This window comes from Halomonas sp. B23F22_10 (genome assembly GCF_043496975.1).
In the GTDB taxonomy this organism is placed as follows: Bacteria; Pseudomonadota; Gammaproteobacteria; order Pseudomonadales; family Halomonadaceae; genus Halomonas; species Halomonas smyrnensis.
Map to the genome: position 1 here is coordinate 193,472 of NZ_JBIEKF010000006.1, position 17,880 is coordinate 211,351.

Annotated in this window: 11 protein-coding genes; 1 reads left to right on the top strand and 10 read right to left on the bottom strand. The window is 64.5% G+C overall.

The genetic code is table 11. The annotated features are described in order from the left end of the window. Positions 1 to 2: 2 nt before the first annotated feature. From ACGTNF_RS14470 to yrfG, 4 genes are all read right to left on the bottom strand, one after another. A complete protein-coding gene (locus ACGTNF_RS14470; protein WP_394602275.1) occupies positions 3 to 1,550 on the bottom strand; it encodes a phosphoenolpyruvate carboxykinase in 1,548 nt (515 codons plus the stop codon). 237 nt (positions 1,551 to 1,787) lie between these two features. After that, the gene (hslO, locus tag ACGTNF_RS14475) at positions 1,788 to 2,663 is read right to left on the bottom strand and encodes an Hsp33 family molecular chaperone HslO (RefSeq protein WP_394602276.1); all 876 of its coding nucleotides are present in this window, start codon (positions 2,661 to 2,663) and stop codon (positions 1,788 to 1,790) included. A gap of 136 nt (positions 2,664 to 2,799) precedes the next feature. Next, positions 2,800 to 3,180, bottom strand: coding sequence for a ribosome-associated heat shock protein Hsp15 (hslR, locus tag ACGTNF_RS14480; RefSeq protein WP_394602277.1), 381 nt, complete (start codon positions 3,178 to 3,180; stop codon positions 2,800 to 2,802). Continuing rightward, a complete protein-coding gene (yrfG, locus tag ACGTNF_RS14485; RefSeq protein WP_152478265.1) occupies positions 3,177 to 3,854 on the bottom strand; it encodes a GMP/IMP nucleotidase in 678 nt (225 codons plus the stop codon). The genes hslR and yrfG overlap by 4 nt, the downstream gene beginning before the upstream one ends. Before the next feature lie 321 nt (positions 3,855 to 4,175). Between yrfG and nudE the strand changes: the two genes are divergently transcribed. After that, complete coding sequence (gene nudE / locus ACGTNF_RS14490) at positions 4,176 to 4,763, top strand: ADP compounds hydrolase NudE (protein ID WP_394602278.1); 588 nt, start codon at positions 4,176 to 4,178, stop codon at positions 4,761 to 4,763. A gap of 66 nt (positions 4,764 to 4,829) precedes the next feature. On the opposite strand, the gene ACGTNF_RS14495 is transcribed toward nudE, so the two are convergent. From ACGTNF_RS14495 to ACGTNF_RS14520, 6 genes are all read right to left on the bottom strand, one after another. Then, complete coding sequence (locus ACGTNF_RS14495) at positions 4,830 to 5,921, bottom strand: oxidoreductase (protein WP_394602279.1); 1,092 nt, start codon at positions 5,919 to 5,921, stop codon at positions 4,830 to 4,832. 90 nt (positions 5,922 to 6,011) lie between these two features. Further along, complete coding sequence (gene ilvD, locus ACGTNF_RS14500) at positions 6,012 to 7,856, bottom strand: dihydroxy-acid dehydratase (protein ID WP_394602280.1); 1,845 nt, start codon at positions 7,854 to 7,856, stop codon at positions 6,012 to 6,014. A gap of 327 nt (positions 7,857 to 8,183) precedes the next feature. After that, positions 8,184 to 9,104, bottom strand: a complete 921-nt coding sequence (locus tag ACGTNF_RS14505; protein WP_394602281.1) for an SH3 domain-containing protein — start codon at positions 9,102 to 9,104, stop codon at positions 8,184 to 8,186. A gap of 121 nt (positions 9,105 to 9,225) precedes the next feature. After that, positions 9,226 to 9,522, bottom strand: a complete 297-nt coding sequence (locus tag ACGTNF_RS14510; protein ID WP_394602282.1) for a DUF6447 family protein — start codon at positions 9,520 to 9,522, stop codon at positions 9,226 to 9,228. A gap of 45 nt (positions 9,523 to 9,567) precedes the next feature. Beyond that, positions 9,568 to 10,389 carry an OmpA family protein gene (locus ACGTNF_RS14515; protein WP_394602283.1) on the bottom strand — a complete coding sequence of 274 codons (822 nt, stop codon included), beginning with the start codon at positions 10,387 to 10,389 and terminating at the stop codon, positions 9,568 to 9,570. A 10-nt stretch (positions 10,390 to 10,399) separates the two neighbouring features. Next, entirely contained in the window at positions 10,400 to 17,839 is a 7,440-nt protein-coding gene (locus tag ACGTNF_RS14520; RefSeq protein ID WP_394602284.1) for a YadA-like family protein, read from the bottom strand. Positions 17,840 to 17,880: the final 41 nt, after the last annotated feature.

Consider the following 17,880-nt stretch of genomic DNA (forward strand, 5'->3'; position numbering starts at 1 on the left):
GATCAGGCCGGACCGGCCTCGACGATCGCCGGGCTCACGCCCTCGAACTTCTTGAAGTTGTCCACGAACTTGGCGGCCAGTTCATCGCGCTTGCGATCGTAGGCGGCCTTGTCGGCCCAGGTCTCGCGCGGGTCGAGCAGCGTGGCGTCGACGCCGGGCACGTCAGTGGGCACGTCGAGATTGAGCCCCTCGAGCCGGCGGGTCTCGGCGCCGCGCAGCGCCCCGCTCTGGATCGCCTCGACGATGGCCCGGGTGGTGGGAATCGAGAAGCGCTCGCCGCCTTCCCCGTAGGCGCCGCCGGTCCAGCCGGTGTTGACCAGATAGACCTGGGCGTCCCGTTCGGCCACGCGCTTGACCAGCAGGTCGGCGTAGACCCGGGCCGGCCGCGGGAAGAACGGCGCGCCGAAGCAGGTCGAGAAGGTCGCCTCCAGGCCCTCGGAGGCGCCCATCTCGGTGGAGCCTACCTTGGCGGTGTAGCCGGACAGGAAGTGATAGGCCGCCGCTTCCTTGGAGAGCACCGAGACCGGCGGCAGCACGCCGCTCATGTCGCAGGTCAGAAAGACGATGGCATTGGGCTCGCCGGCGCGGTTCTCGGCGACACGCTTGTCGATGTGCTCGAGCGGATAGGCGGCGCGGGAGTTCTGGGTCAGGCGATCGTCGGTGTAGTCCGGCACGCGCCGCTCGTCGAGCACCACGTTCTCCAGCACGGTGCCGAAGCGAATGGCGTTCCAGATCACCGGCTCGTTCTTCGCCGAGAGGTCGATGCACTTGGCGTAGCAGCCGCCCTCGATGTTGAACACGGTGCCCGGCCCCCAGCCGTGCTCGTCGTCGCCGATCAGGTAGCGCGACGGGTCGGCAGAGAGGGTCGTCTTGCCGGTGCCGGAGAGGCCGAAGAACAGCGTGGTCTCGCCGTTCTCGCCGACGTTGGCGCTGCAGTGCATGGGCAGCACGTCGGCCTCGGGCAGCAGGAAGTTCTGCACCGAGAACATCGCCTTCTTCATCTCGCCGGCATAGCGCATGCCGGCGATCAGCACCCGCCGGCCGGCGAAGTCGAGAATCACGCAGCCATCGGAACGGGTGCCGTCGCGGGCCGGGTCGCACGCGAAGTCCGGCGCGTTGAGGATGCGCCACTCGGTCTTGGACGAGGGGTTGAAGACCTCGGGGCGCACGAACAGGGTGCGGCCGAAGAGGTTGTGCCAGGCGGTCCGGGTGGTGACCCGCACCGGCTGATAGTGGGCCGGATCGCTGCCCACATGCAGCTCGGAGACGTAGTGCTCGTCGCCGTCGAGAAACGCCTCGACACGCGCCCACAGGGCCTCGAAACGCTCGGCGTCGAAGGGTCGGTTGACGCTGCCCCAGTCGATGGCGTCCCGGGTGGTGGGCTCGTCGACGATGAAGCGGTCCCCGGGTGAGCGGCCGGTACGCGCCCCGGTGTTGACCACCAGCGCGCCCTGGGCGGACAGGCGGCCCTCGCCATTGGCCAGCGCCCGCTCGATCAGCTCGGCGCTGGACAGGTTGAGGTGGGTCGTGGCGTGTCGTGTCGTTGTCATGTGGCGATTCCTGGGCCTCGAGGCCCTTCTCTCTCGTTTGCCGGGCGTCCGCGATGCGGTCTCGTCCCATCCCCGGAGGCCGCTTGCGGTTGACCGTCTTGTGAGGCGACGACCGGAACGCGGATGAGTCCGGGGAGTATGGCAAACAAGTCGAGTGGCAGGAAATGCCGCCAGATCAACGACTTTCTCGTAACTTTACTAGCGCGTCGACGACCCTGGCGACGCGCCGGCGCCGGCTCAGTGGACGGTCGGGGTCGGGCCCTCGGGGTCCTCGAGCATCGCCTCCACCTCGGCGAGGGTGAACTCGTAGCGGGTGTGGCAGAAGTGGCATTGGGTGGCGATGCCGCCCTGCTCGGCGAGGATGTCGCGCAGCTCGGCGCTGCCCAGCGACAGCAGGGCGCCGGCGATGCGCTCGCGGGAGCAGGTGCAGGCGAAACGCAGCGCCTTGGGCTCGAAGACCCGCACGGTCTCCTCGTGATAGAGACGGTGCAGCAGCTCGCGCTGTTCGACCCCGAGCAGCTCGGCGTCGGACAGGGTCGAGGCCAGGTGCACGGTGCGCTCCCAGGCGTCGTCGTCCTGGTTCTGCGCCTCGTCGGGCAGGCGCTGCAGCAGCAGGCCGGCGGCACGCTGGCCGTCGTCGGCCAGCCACAGGCGAGTGGGCAGCTGCTCGGACTGGGCGAAGTAGTCCTCCAGGCAGCCGGCCAGGCTGTCGCGGGTCAGCGCCACGATGCCCTGATAGCGATGGCCCTCGCGCGGGTCCAGGGTGATGGTCACCTTGCCCTCGCCGACCAGCTCGGTGAAGCTCGCGCCCTCGGCGGGGATCGCCGCATCCTCGTCGAGCCGGGCGATGGCGCGCAGCTCGCCGCCGGGGTTGGACTCGGCCATCAGCAGCGACAGCGGGCCGTCGCCGCGGACCTCGATGCTCATGGTGCCGTCGAGCTTGACGGTCTCGGTAAGCAGGGCCACCGCGGCCAGCAGCTCGCCCAGCTGGCGGGTCACCGCCGGGGGATACTCGTGGCGCTCCATGACCTCGGCGTGCGCCTCCTGGAGGGTGACGATCTCGCCGCGGACATTGGTCTCCTCGAAGAGGAAACGCTGAATCTGATCACTCATGATGCTTGCCTGATCGTAATGAAATCGGAAAGTCGGGATGGATATAGGACAGGGAAGACGACGGCCCCCGGGGCGCGGAAGGTGCGCCCCGTGCGTCTTCCCGCTCCGGCGACACCGGTGTCTCGCGCCGCTCGGCTCAGTCGCCGCGCATGAAGCGCTTGATCTCGCGTCGCTGCTTCTTGTCGGGGCGCTTGAGCGGGTGCTGCATGGCCTGGTTGGCCTGGCGACGGCTCTCGGCCTCCTTGCTCCGGCGCGTCTGGCTCTCGGCGGTCTCCCGGTAGAGCTCACGCGCTTCCGGGGCCCCGCGGCGCTGCTCGGACAGCGCCATCACCTCGACCTCCCAGGTGTCCCAGCCCTGGGGCACGCGGATCAGGGCGCCGACTTCCACGGCCTTGCTGGTCTTGGCGCGGCCGCCGTTGTAATGGACCTTGCCGCCCTCGATGGCCTTCTTGGCCAGCGCCCGGGTCTTGAAGAAGCGCGCCGCCCACAGCCACTTGTCGAGACGCACGCCGCTCACGCGCCCTCCTCGTCGCCGGGCCGCTCCTGGGGCAGGATGGCGGCGAAGCGGTCGAGGGCGATGAACTCCTCGAGTGCCTTCTCGGGCCGCCGGCTGTCGGGCTGCTTGATGCCCAGCAGGTGGCGGATGCCGTACTCGCGGGCGCTCTCCAGCACCGCCGCGTTGTCGTCGATGAACAGCGTGCGGGCCGGGTCGAAGGGCTCGACCTCCTGCAGCGAGAACCAGAACTCCTGGGCCTCCTTGGGCACGCCGAGATCGGCGGAGGAGACGATGGCGTCCAGGTAGTCCTCGAGCCCGGTCAGCGGCAGCTTCAGCGCCAGGCTCTCGCGATCGGCGTTGGTGGCCAGCACCACGCGTGGATGGGCGCGCTTCAGCCAGCGCAGGAAGTCCAGGGCGTCGCTGCGCAGGCCGATCAGGTGCTGAACCTCGCGCTTGAGCGCCAGGATGTCGACGTCCAGCTCGCGGCTCCAGTAGGCCAGGCTGTACCAGTTGAGCGTGCCCTGCTCGCGCAGGATGCGCGCGCGGATCGCCTCCTGACTCGCCTCGTCGAGCCGGTGAAGCTCCACGTAGCGGCGCGGCAGGTGCTCCAGCCAGAAGTGGCTGTCGAAGTGCAGGTCCAGCAGGGTGCCGTCCATGTCGAGAAGGACGGTATCGATGGCGCGCCAGTCGATCATGGGACTCCTTAGGGATGGACGCCTTTCGGGCGGATCGGCGGCGACGCGGTGACGTCCGCCGGGGGAAAGACGTGGTAGTGTACCCAAACGATGCCGGGGACGCATTCCAGCGCCCGACCGCCACGGGCTATCGCTCCGATTGGCGCTATCAATTTAGTGGATGATGAGGCTGGTCCGTCGACAGGCCTTCGCGAGGGCGCTGTAAACCCTTCCATGGGCGCTACCGACGCCATCCCTGGCGTAGGACCCTCGCTTCGACCTGTCCACGGCGTCTCTCATCATGTTCCACTGCAATGGCCCCGCCGAACGACCGGAGATCCCATGACCGACGACCATGCCCCCCACAAGCCGCAAGTACTGGCCCGGCGCAGCGTCGCCCGCAGCCGGCTGTTCAACGTCGAGGAGATGGAGCTGCGCTTTTCCAACGGCGCCGAGCGCACCTTCGAGCGGCTGGGCGGCACCGGGCGCGGCGGCGGCGCGGTGATGATCGTGGCCATGCCCGACCCCGAGCACGTGCTGCTGATCCGCGAGTACGCCGCCGGCGTCGAGGACTACGCCCTGACCCTGCCCAAGGGGCTGGTGGATCCGGGCGAGGACCTGGTCACCGCGGCCAATCGCGAGCTGATGGAGGAATGCGGCTTCGGCGCCCACCGCCTGGAGCCGCTGGTGGAGCTGACCCTGGCACCGAACTACATGCGTCACCGCATGCAGGTGATGCTGGCCACCGATCTCTATCCCAAGCGCCTGCCCGGCGACGAGCCGGAGCCGCTGATCGTCGAGACCCACGCCATCGACGAGATCGGCGCGCTGCTCGCCCGGGAGGACTTCCACGAGGCCCGCGCCATCGCGGCCCTCTACATCGCCCGGGACAGGATGCGTACCGAGAGCACTCGCCCCTCGATCTGGTAGGCCCGAGAGAGAAACGCCGCTTCCCCGGCGTACGAGGAAGCGGCGAGTGAGGAAGCGGCGAGCGTCTCAGCCCTTGGCGTGCAGCCGGCGCGGCAGGCTGCCGCCCTCCTTGAGCTTGACCCAGCGTCCCTGGCGATAGCTGTCCAGCCCCGCCTCGAGCAGGCTCATCACGTCCAGCGCCTCGTCGACGCTCACCGGCGGCGGCGTGCCGCGCAGCAGGGTGCGGGCGATGGCGTCGTAGTAGGCGCGGTAGTCGCCCGGCACGGCCTCGACCTCGTGATGCACCAGCGCGACCTCATCGCCCTCCCCTTCGTTCAGCGTCAGCCGCCCCGGCGAGGGGTCGACGCCCCAGGCCGGCTGCGGAATCTCGCCGGCCTTGAGCCAGCCCTCCTGCGGATCGAGGCCGACCTTGACGAAGCTGCCGCGGGTGCCGTTGACCCGCCAGCGCGGCGTGGGCTCGGCCACCAGGGTGCTGGCCTTGAGCGTCACCCGCAGGTGGTCGTACTCCAGCACCGCCTGGAAGTCGTCGTCGATCTCGGCGCCGTCACGCAGCGTGGCGAGCTCCAGCAGGATGGCGCGGGGCATGCCGAACAGCGCCCGGGCCTGATCGAGCAGGTGCGGCCCCAGATCGAACCAGAGGCCGCTGCCGGGGCGATGCTGCTCGCGCCAGCGGTCGGGCACCGTCGGGCGGAAGCGGTCGAAGCGCGATTCCACCTCGACCACCCGGCCCAGACGCTCCTCGTCGAGCAGCCCCTTGAGGGTCAGGAAGTCGCTGTCCCAGCGCCGGTTGTGGAACACGCTGAGCAGGCACTCCGCGCCGTCGGCCAGGGTCTTGAGCTGGCGCGCCTCGGCCAGCGACACGGCAAAGGGCTTGTCGAGCACCACGTGCTTGCCCTTGGCCAGCGCCGCCTTGGCCAGCGGGAAGTGGGTCTCGTTGGGCGTGGCGATCACCACCAGATCGATCTCCGGGTCGGCGAACAGCGCCGCCGCCTTGGCGTGCACCGTGACCTCGGGATAGATCGCCTGGACGCGCTCCGCGTCGCTGGAGACCACGGCGGAGAGCTCGAGGCCCGGCGCGGTCTGGATCAGCGGCGCGTGGAAGGTGCGACCGGCCATGCCGAAACCGATCAGGCCGACGTTGAGGGTCTGGGTCTTCATTGCGAGGCTTCCCTGCTGGGTCGAGTCGTTAACTTGGCGATAGCCGAGCGTGTAGGAAAAGAGGCCCCGGACGGTGCCGGGGCCGGAGGCTCAGTCGAGCTTGGACAGATCGCGCACCGCGCCCTTGTCGGCGGAGGTGGCCAGCAGTGCATAGGCCTTGAGCGCCGCCGAGACCTTGCGCACGCGCTGGATGCTCGGCTTCCAGGCGTCGCGGCCGCGGGCTTCCTCGGCGCGGCGACGCTCGGCGAGCTGCTCGTCGGTGAGCTTCACGTCGATGCTGCGGTTGGGGATGTCGATGCGGATGATGTCACCGCTCCGGACCAGGCCGATGGCGCCGCCGGCGGCGGCCTCCGGGGAGGCGTGGCCGATCGACAGGCCCGAGGTGCCACCGGAGAAGCGGCCATCGGTCAGCAGCGCGCAGCCCTTGCCCAGGCCCTTCGACTTCAGGTACGAGGTCGGGTAGAGCATCTCCTGCATGCCCGGGCCGCCCTTCGGCCCCTCGTAGCGGATCACCACCACCTCGCCCTCGACCACCTTGCCGTCGAGGATGTGCTCCACCGCCTGGTCCTGGGATTCGACCACGTGGGCCGGGCCCTCGAAGACCAGGATCGACTCGTCGACGCCGGCGGACTTCACCACGCAGCCGTCGAGGGCGATGTTGCCCTTGAGCACGGCCAGGCCGCCCTCCTTGGAGAAGGCGTGTTCGTAGTCGCGGATACAACCGGTGGCGCGGTCGCCGTCGAGGCTCGGCCAGCGCGCGCTCTGGGAGAACGCGGTCTGGGTCGGGATGCCGCCGGGGCCGGCCTTGTAGAACTCCACCGTCTCGGCGCTCGGCGAGCGCATGATGTCCCACTGCTCGAGGGCCTGGGCCAGGCTGTCGCCATAGACGGTGGGCACCCGGGTATCCAGCACGCCGGCGCGGTCCAGCTCGCCGAGGATCGCCATGATGCCGCCGGCGCGGTGCACATCCTCGATGTGGTACTTCTGGGTGTTGGGTGCCACCTTGCACAGCTGTGGCACCTCGCGGGACAAACGATCGATGTCGTCCATGTCGAAATCGATCTCCGCCTCCTGGGCCGCGGCCAGCAGGTGGAGGATGGTGTTGGTGGAACCGCCCATGGCGATGTCCAGGGTCATGGCGTTCTTGAACGCCGCCTTGGAACCGATGGCGCGCGGCAGCAGGTGCGCCTCCTCATTCTCGTAGTAGCGCTTGGCCAGCTCGACGATGCGATGGCCTGCGGTCTCGAACAGCCGGCGGCGGTCGCCGTGGGTGGCCAGCAGGGTGCCGTTGCCCGGCAGCGCCAGGCCCAATGCCTCGGTCAGGCAGTTCATGGAATTGGCGGTGAACATGCCGGAGCAGCTGCCGCAGGTCGGGCAGGCGCTGCGCTCGATCTCGCTCAGGGTCTCGTCGTCCACCGAGTCGTCGGCGGCCATGACCATGGCGTCGACCAGGTCGAGGCCGTGGTCCAGGAGCTTGGTCTTGCCGGCCTCCATGGGGCCGCCGGAAACGAAGATCACCGGGATGTTGAGGCGCATGGCGGCCATCAGCATCCCGGGGGTGATCTTGTCGCAGTTGGAGATGCACACCAGGGCGTCGGCGCAGTGGCCGTTGACCATGTATTCGACGCTGTCGGCGATGATGTCGCGGCTCGGCAGCGAATAGAGCATGCCGTCGTGGCCCATGGCGATGCCGTCGTCCACGGCGATGGTGTTGAACTCCTTGGCCACCCCGCCGGCCTTCTCGATCTCGCGAGCCACCAGCTGGCCCATGTCCTTGAGGTGGACGTGGCCGGGCACGAACTGGGTGAAGGAGTTGGCCACCGCGATGATCGGCTTGTGGAAATCGTCATCCTTCATGCCGGTGGCGCGCCACAGGGCGCGGGCACCGGCCATGTTGCGGCCGGCGGTGGTGGTGCGGGAGCGATACTCGGGCATGGTGTCCTCTTCTTCTCGTGCATGCCGCCCCGGCCTCCTCGCCGTGTGAGGAGGCCGGGGCGGTTCTCGTGTGTCCAGAAGAAGGATTTTGTCACGCACCCGTCGCGCAGGCCAGGCCGAAGAAACCTGTGCTCCTCTGCGTAACTACACAGTCAACTAAACGGCCCCCAGACCAGCTTGACGCTCATGCCCCGTAATACCTCCCCAGTTTCGCACGCTTCACCCTTGGCCCTGCCCTAGTAGATGAAGTGTCGGCCCACTGACCCGGCGCAACTACACCTGATAGAGCAAACGGCAGAGCAATCCTTCTCCGGTCATGTTTAGGGCTCAATGAATCAATCGCGTGGCTACCCAGCCCAGGACAGGCTCACCCTCTTCCTCAAAATAGACCTGGCTCCAGCCCTCGCCTTCTCCCAGAACATATACCTCGGTTCCCCGAGCCAATTGGGCGATCCGCGAATTATCGGTTCCAGCACCAGATCGAATATTCACGCGTGCGCCGGAGACCTCCTTCTTCCGAAGCTTCGGCAGGCTAGGCGGAATATTATCCTTGGCCACCTCATTTCCATTTCGCGATGCGGTGGCAAACCAGAATACTGCCCAGGCATGATTAGCCTCTACACCACGCCCACGGGCATACATCGCTCCCAAGTTGTTCTGCGCCATGGCATCACCCTGTCGGGCGGCCTGACTGAAGAGCTCGAAGGCGCGCGAGTAATCCTGCTCCACACCGCGTCCGTTCTCGTACAGGCTTCCCAGGTTGTTCTGTGCCTGAACATGCCCCTGATCGGCGGCCTGAGCGAACCACTGCGCCGAGCTGACCGCATCTTCCTCAAGTCCGAAACCTTCCAGATACATCAGCCCAAGTTGAAACTGGGCCCCGGCATGCCCGACCTGTGCCGCCCGCTGCAGCCATTCAGCGGCGTCTGCCGGCCCATGCCCCTCCACCCTCTCACCCAGATACAACTGAGCAAGCTTGACCTGTGCTTCCAGGACATCATTATCGGCAGACAGGCGATACCATTTGTAGGCCTCATCCAGGTTTTGACGAACCCCTGAACCGCTCTCGAACATCCGGGCCAGCGCAAACTGTGATTGGCCATCGCCCTGCTCCGCGTCTTCACGCCACTCGTACACCGCAGAAGCAAAATTCCCCTGACGAAACTCGGCCAGGCCCGACTCATAATCGGCATAGGTCAGGGTGCTGACGCTCAGCAGCACAACTCCCAGCCAAATCTGTACTCTCATAACTCGACAACCATAAATTAGCGTCACAAAGAAAACCCCGACATGTCAGACATGCCGGAGGATCCCGAAGACAATGCAGAGCGCGATAGCTCAACTAGCATGAAATATTATCGTTAACGGATCACGTCTGTGGTGTCACATTCTTGACCACCTCACCCAGTATCCGAGCATAGGTATTACGTGCGGTCTGCATGATGGCCAGCTGGTCCTGCAACCGACGCATCTCCTGGTCGGTAACCTGGAGATTCTTCAGCTGTTCACGCCCCTGCTCCCCCAGGCTCTCCAATGTATAGGTGGCCCCATCAATGGTGACCGACGGCTTATCTCCTCGCTCTTGTGCATTCATATCCACGGCTTCGGTTTCACCCTGATTCTCGATGTTCTTGCTGTCCTGTTGACGGCCACGTTGTTTGCTCATCGTTCCATCCTAGTGATTCTCTACCATCGATACCGGTGGCTGGCTTCACCCACCCACCGACTCGCTGATCGTGATTTCAACGCGCCTATTAGGGCGCAGACATTCCGTCACGCTCTGCGTAGCCACGCTTCCCGGGCATGTCACCACAGGATCGGCCTCACCGCGTCCGGTGGTACGGATATCGCCACGACTGATTCCCTGAGTGGAGAGATAATCGGCCACGGTGTCTGCCCGCGACCGTGAAAGCTCCTGGTTATACGCCGCGTCACCGAAACGGTCCGTATGACCTGCGACCAACATCCGGGGGACCTTGAACTCGCTGAGCGTCGACTGCGCCACCCGCTCCAGGGCGTGCCTTCCTTCCAGAGACAGCCGATCGCTATCGAAATCGAACAGCACATCACCGGAAAGCACCAGCGTCTCGTCTTGCTTCTTCTCGACGGGCATCAGTAATGCCGGGCACTGCTCGTCGCGCCAACGAGTATCTTTCAAGGCCATATCTTCATTGAACACCACCTGATACTGGCAGGTGATGTAGTCCCCACCAGATTCCCCCGTGTAGAGGTTGAAGACATAGTTCCACTCGCGAACACCGAAGAAACCCTCACTGAAGTGAGGATTACCGATCAGTTGACGCACCTGATCCTTGGTCTGCCCCTCGGCGAGGCGCAATATATTCTCCGGCTCGACGAAGCGGCCACCGTCATACCAATTCTTATCCAGTGCGGGGAAGCCATCCCCCGCTTCATGAATATCCGTGCGGTCGTTATTCGGCGGGCTGGCACAGCCCGCAGTTATTGCCAGGCTGGCGATACCGGCGGCCCCGAGGGCCGCCCTGAGCATTGCAGATGAGCGCAATATTTTCACAGTAGTCTCCTTACCAGTGCCAGCCGGCACCGATGCCAGCGCCGAAGTTGCTCTGAGAATCACCCGTCACCTTGCCCTGGATAACAAATCGGCCATTATCGGAAAGGCGCGACACACCAACCGAAATGGCGGTCTCACCCTCGTAGGTACCGGTACCTACGCCCACCATGCTCTTGCCGGGCATCCAGGCCTGGGGAACAGTACTCGCCGCAATAGCACTCGCGCTACCTGCATTTGCGTTCTTTTCCACTTCATTGATGCGTCCGTGGACATTGTTAATCTCTTGAGCAAAGCGCTGGTTGAGTTCCTGCATCTGACCAACGTTTACGGCATCGGTAGCTTCGACCCCTGGGGCCACGTTGGTGACCCGTTTGCCCCCCCCGTCGATACCATCGACCGTCATGCTGGGGCCGCCTTCGATCGTCACACCCTGGTCACTGACCGTGGTCCTTCCGGCAGACACACTATCGACATTCAACTCCTGATTCAGAGTCACCTGCACCCCATCGTCGGAGGTCCGTGTCGTGATGTTGTTATCGCCGGTGATGGCTACGGTATCGCCCAGCTTGCGGTTCACAGCATCACCCTCATCGGCTGCGAAGTCCATGCCACCATCCAGGGAGTTATTGATATCTCCAATCTCTTCCTTGACATCGTAAAGCTGGCCACCATTCACGGCATCCGTGCTGTCAGCACTGACTTCTCCCCTGCCAACACCGGCAATGATGGTATTACCATCTCCATCGACATTGTCCTTGTCGATGGTGACAGAGCCAACATCCATCTTGTCGAACTCCACCTCGTCAGCGGTAGCAACTTCATAGATGGTCTGGCCGTCACTACCGGTCGACTCGGTGACAGAGATATTCTTGCCCTCCGTGACCTCGGTCTTGGCTGCCGCCACATCATCTCCGATATCACCGGCAACCTGTTGGAGGTCACCCACATTCACGGCATTCATCAGGTCATCACCGCTGATCTGATCCAGCGACTGACCACCCAGACCACTACCTACGTTAGTGATCTGCATGCCACCAGCATTGATACCGCTAACGGTCACGCTCGGCCCGCCAGTGATGGCCAGACCAGTTTCGTCCAAGGCTACATCATCACCAACGCGCACTCCGTCGCCGTTCATGATGGTGTCACCGGTGGCAATACTTCCCTCGGTACCGTCTAACGTGATGGCACTGTCGCCTTCGCCCAGGGTGATAGTGTCATTCAGGGCCACCTGAATCTCCCCAGCATTATCGGTACCGGCCTGTACCACACTGATGTTGCTATCACCCTGGAAGTCCACCGAGCCCTCCGGCCCGATGTTCACCTCATTGGCGCCGGAGCCGGTCAAGTTCCAGCCGGCGTTGGCGATCTGCTGTACGTCATACAGCTGACTACCGTTGATGGCATCGGTGCTGGTCTCGCTGACATCACCCGCGGCCACGCCGGTGATCTTGCTTCCACCCGCGTCGATACCGCCAGCCGTGACGCTCGGCCCACCAGCGATCTCAAGCCCCGTATCGCCCAGACTCACATCATCGCCAACGCTGACACCGCCTCCATTCACGAGGGTATCGCCGACGCCAATCTCGCCCTTCTCGCCATCAACGTTGATCGCGGTTTCGCCATCACCCAGCGTGATGCTATCAGCCAGGTTGAATGCCAGATTGGTGCCGTCGCGGTTGATAACAACGTTGCCGTCCTCGCTGGTGAAATCCACTACCTCACCGGGGCCAACATTGTTGCTGCCGTCTGACTGGGCACCCTCACCATCCACCGACACGCTCCAACCAGCGTTGGCCACGGTATAGACCTGACCTAACTGGTCTTCTGTAGCCGCCTGACCACTGGTGAAGTTATCCGGATCGAAGGTCGCGTTGGTCAACCCACCGACGGTGCCGCTGTTGGCATCGATTACGATCTCGTTTGCCGAGCCAGTGGTCGGGTTAGCCGCCAGTGTGATCATGCCCGCTTCTACCGAGGTGGTGGCCGTCGGATTCGCGGTGCTGTCGTTTACCACCAGCCCCTCGGTGTCGAGCGTCGCATCTCCTGCGGTGACACTATCCACATTCAGGTCGGGGTTCAGGGTAATGTCGATCTCACCGTCATCCTCCGCACCGTTCTGCGCCACGCTGATGTTGCCGTCGCCCTGGAAGTCCACTTTACCGTTCGGCCCGATGTTCACCTGATTGGCACCGGAACCGCTCAGGTTCCAGCCGGCGCTGGCGGTCTGGTTAACCAGATCCAGCTGTTCCTCGGTGGCTGCACGTCCTGCCTGGGCGAAGTCGGCACCGTCGAGGTCGGTGTTGGCCAGGCCCGTGATATCACCGGCGCCACCATCCATAGTGATGCTGTTACCACCACTGGTCACATTGATACTGCCGGCGCTTACCTCGGTGGTATTGCCAGCCGTATCGTCTACGTTGACGCCGGCGTTGTTCATCATGGTGTCACCGGTGGTCACGCTGCCGGTTTCGCCCAGATTCACGTTCTCGGCCAGCTGGATCGACAGGGTGTCGCTGCCGTCGGCGACCACGCCGATGTTGCCGTCGACCAGAGCGGTCTCATCGGTCTCGCCGCCGACCAGGTTCAGCGTTTCGCCGAGCTTGCGCTCGACGTTGCTGCCGCTGTCGCCGGCGAAGGTCAGCGGGGTATCCGCCAGACCGCTCAGCTGGCTGACGTTGACCGCATCACTGTCGGCCACGCCGTCCGCCACGTTGGCAATAACCTGATCACCGGCATCGATGCCACCGGAGGTCACGCTCGGGCCACCGGTAATGGTCATGCCGTCGGCGCCGTAGGCAGTGCTGTCGGTGCCATCGGTAACGCTGGTGCCGGTCGCGGATACGGTGGTCATGTTGCCAGCCGCATCCATCACCGTGGTGCCGGTGGCACCGGTGGTGGTCTGGTTGCCGTTGGTATCGGTCACCGCCAGGCCATCGGTGTCGAGCACGCTATTGCCGGTGGTGACACTATCCACGTTCAGGGCGGGGTTCAGAGTGATGTCGATCTGACCGTCATCCTCCACACCGCTCTGCGCCACGCTGATGTTGCCGTCGCCCTGGAAGTCCACGTTACCGTTCGGCCCGATGTTCACCTGATTGGCACCGGAACCGCTCAGGTTCCAACCGGCGCTGGCGGTCTGGTTAACCAGATCCAGCTGCTCCTCGGTGGCTGCACGTCCTGCCTGGGCGAAGTCGGCACCGTCGAGGTCGGTGTTGGCCAGGCCCGTGACATCACCGGCATCTCCATTAATGGAAATGGTGTTCGGATCAGTGCCAGAACCTGCCACGGTGATTTCACCGGCACCTACGGTGGTATTCGGATCATTACCGGTGGCATCACCCACCTGCACACCACTGTCATCCATCGCGGTGTCACCGGTCGTGACGCTGTCCAGATCAAGGTCACGGTTCAGGGTGATCTCGACTTCACCTTCGTCATCGATGCCGGTCTGAGCCACGCCGATATTGCCATCACCAGTGAATGCGACTTCGCCGTTCGGGCCAATGTTGGCAGCGTTGTTATCTGCATCGGTCACGTTCCAGCCAGCATTAGCCGCAGTGTTGGCCGAAGCAATCGCCTCGTCGATGGTGTCTTCGCCGGTACCGCCCACATCACTCATGGTGAAGTCGTTGCCGGTGTAGTCGGCATTGCCGCCCAGCACGTTGCTGGCCAGGCTATCGCCTGCCGCCTGCAACTGGCTGCCGTTGATAGCATCGCTGCTGGTGCTGTTGATGGCGCCGTCGGCCACGCCGGTGATCGTGTTGCCAGCCGCATCAATGCCGCCGCTGGTCACGCTCGGGCCACCGGCGATGGCCAGGCCGTCGTTAGTAACAGTCGTCAGATTACCCGCGCCGTCGTCGACCGTCAGGCCATCGTCATTCACCAGGGTGTTGCCGGTGGTCACGCTGCCGGTTTCGCCCAGATTCACGTTCTCGGCCAGCTGGATCGACAGGGTGTCGCTGCCGTCGGCGACCACGCCGATGTTGCCGTCGACCAGAGCGGTCTCATCGGTCTCGCCGCCGACCAGGTTCAGCGTTTCGCCGAGCTTGCGCTCGACGTTGCTGCCGCTGTCGCCGGCGAAGGTCAGCGGGGTATCCGCCAGACCGCTCAGCTGGCTGACGTTGACCGCATCACTGTCGGCCACGCCGTCCGCCACGTTGGCAATAACCTGATCACCGGCATCGATGCCACCGGAGGTCACACTCGGGCCACCGGTAATGGTCATGCCGTCGGCGCCGTAGGCAGTGCTGTCGGTGCCATCGGTAACGCTGGTGCCGGTCGCGGCCACCTCGGTGACATTGCCGGCGCCGTCGTCGACGGTCAGCCCATCGGTGTCAAGCGTGCTGTTGCCGGTGGTCACGCTATCGGCTGCCACACTATCGACCGTAATGTCGTCGTTCAGCGCTACTTGGACCTTGGCGTCATCGTCGACGCCCGACTCGGTCACAGTCACATTGCTATCGCCCTCGAACGTCACCTGGCCGTTCGGGCCGATGTTGTGGCTGTTGCCGTTAGCATCGGCCACGTTCCAGCCGGCATTGGCGGCGGTGTTGGCCGAAGCGATCGCCTCGTCGATGGTGTCTTCGCCGGTACCGCCCACATCACTCATGGTGAAGTCGTTGCCGGTGTAGTCGGCATTGCCGCCCAGCACGTTGCTGGCCAGGCTATCGCCTGCCGCCTGCAGCTGGCTGCCGTTGATGGCATCGCCGCTGGTGGCGTTCACATCGCCGTCAGCCACGTTGGCAATAACCTGATCACCGGCATCGATGCCGCCGGAGGTCACGCTCGGGCCACCGGTAATGGTCATGCCGTCGGCGCCGTAGGCAGTGCTGTCGGTGCCATCGGTAACGCTGGTGCCGGTCGCGGTCACCGCGGTGACATTGCCGGCGCCGTCGTCGGCGGTCACGCTGGCGACGTCGATGTCATCGGCCAGATCAAAGGTAACGTCGTTATCGGTGGTCGTCTTGCTGACCTCGATATTGCCGTCACTGTTGTTCAAGTCGACGCTGTCACCCGGCCCCACATTGGTCGGATTGCTGCCCTGGGCGCTGATGTCCCAGCCGGCATTAGCCGCGGTGTTGGCCGAAGCAATCGCCTCGTCGATGGTGTCTTCGCCGGTACCGCCCACATCACTCATGGTGAAGTCGTTGCCGGTGTAGTCGGCATTACCGCCCAGCACGTTGCTGGCCAGGCTGTCACCTGCCGCCTGCAACTGGCTGCCGTTGATGGCATCGCTGCTGGTGGCGTTCACATCGCCGTCGGCCACGTTGGCAATAACCTGATCACCGGCATCGATGCCACCGGAGGTCACACTCGGGCCACCGGTAATGGTCATGCCGTCGGCGCCGTAGGCAGTGCTGTCGGTGCCATCGGTAACGCTGGTGCCGGTCGCGGCCACCTCGGTGACATTGCCGGCGCCGTCGTCGACGGTCAGCCCATCAGTGTCAAGCGTGCTGTTGCCGGTGGTCACGCTATCGGCTGCCACACTATCGACCGTAATGTCGTCGTTCAGCGCTACTTGGACCTTGGCGTCATCGTCGACGCCCGACTCGGTCACAGTCACATTGCTATCGCCCTCGAACGTCACCTGGCCGTTCGGGCCGATGTTGTGGCTGTTGCCGTTAGCATCGGCCACGTTCCAGCCGGCATTGGCGGCGGTGTTGGCCGAAGCGATCGCCTCATCGATGGTGTCTTCGCCGGTACCGCCCACATCACTCATGGTGAAGTCGTTGCCGGCGTAGTCGGCATTACCGCCCAGCACGTTGCTGGCCAGGCTATCGCCTGCCGCCTGCAGCTGGCTGCCGTTGATGGCATCGCCGCTGGTGGCGTTCACATCGCCGTCGGCCACGTTGGCAATAACCTGATCACCGGCATCGATGCCACCGGAGGTCACGCTCGGGCCACCGGTAATGGTCATGCCGTCGGCGCCGTAGGCAGTGCTGTCGGTGCCATCGGTAACGCTGGTGCCGGTCGCGGTCACCGCGGTGACATTGCCGGCGCCGTCGTCGGCGGTCACGCTGGCGACGTCGATGTCATCGGCCAGATCAAAGGTAACGTCGTTATCGGTGGTCGTCTTGCTGACCTCGATATTGCCGTCACTGTTGTTCAGGTCGACGCTGTCACCCGGCCCCACATTGGTCGGGTTGCTGCCCTGGGCGCTGATGTCCCAGCCGGCATTAGCCGCGGTGTTGGCCGAGGCAATCGCCTCGTCGATGGTGTCTTCGCCGGTACCGCCCACATCACTCATGGTGAAGTCGTTGCCGGTGTAGTCGGCATTACCGCCCAGCACGTTGCTGGCCAGGCTGTCACCTGCCGCCTGCAACTGGCTGCCGTTGATGGCATCGCTGCTGGTGCTGTTGATGGCGCCGTCGGCCACGCCGGTGATCGTGTTGCCAGCCGCATCAATGCCGCCGCTGGTGACACTTGGTCCACCGGCGATGGTCAGGCCATCGTTGGTAACGGTCGTCAGGTTACCCGCGCCGTCGTCGACCGTCAGGCCATCGTCATTCACCAGGGTGTTGCCGGTGGTCACGCTGTCCACATCCAGGTCGCGGTTCAGGGTGATGTCGATCTGACCGCCATCCTCCACACCGCTCTGCGCCACGCTGATGTTGCCGTCGCCCTGGAAGTCCACGTTACCGTTCGGCCCGATGTTCACCTGATCGGCACCGGAACCGCTCAGGTTCCAACCGGCGCTGGCGGTCTGGTTAACCAGATCCAGTTGCTCCTCGGTGGCCGCACGTCCCGCCTGAGCGAAGTCGGCACCGTCGAGGTCGGTGTTGGCCAGGCCCGTGACATCACCGGCATCTCCATTAATGGAAATGGTGTTCGGATCAGTGCCAGAACCTGCCACGGTGATTTCACCGGCACCTACGGTGGTATTCGGATCATTACCGGTGGCATCACCCACCTGCACACCACTGTCATCCATCGCGGTGTCACCGGTCGTGACGCTGTCCAGATCAAGGTCACGGTTCAGGGTGATCTCGACTTCACCTTCGTCATCGATGCCGGTCTGAGCCACGCCGATATTGCCATCACCAGTGAATGCGACTTCGCCGTTCGGGCCGATGTTGTGGCTGTTGCCGTTAGCATCGGTCACGTTCCAGCCGGCATTAGCCGCGGTGTTGGCCGAAGCAATCGCCTCGTCGATGGTGTCTTCGCCGGTACCGCCCACATCACTCATGGTGAAGTCGTTGCCGGTGTAGTCGGCATTACCACCCAGCACGTTGCTGGCCAGGCTATCGCCTGCCGCCTGCAGCTGGCTGCCGTTGATGGCATCGCTGCTGGTGCTGTTGATGGCGCCGTCGGCCACGCCGGTGATCGTGTTGCCAGCCGCATCAATGCCGCCGCTGGTCACGCTCGGGCCACCGGTAATGGTCATGCCGTCGGCGCCGTAGGCAGTGCTGTCGGTGCCATCGGTAACGCTGGTGCCGGTCGCGGCCACCTCGGTGACATTGCCGGCGCCGTCGTCGACGGTCAGCCCAT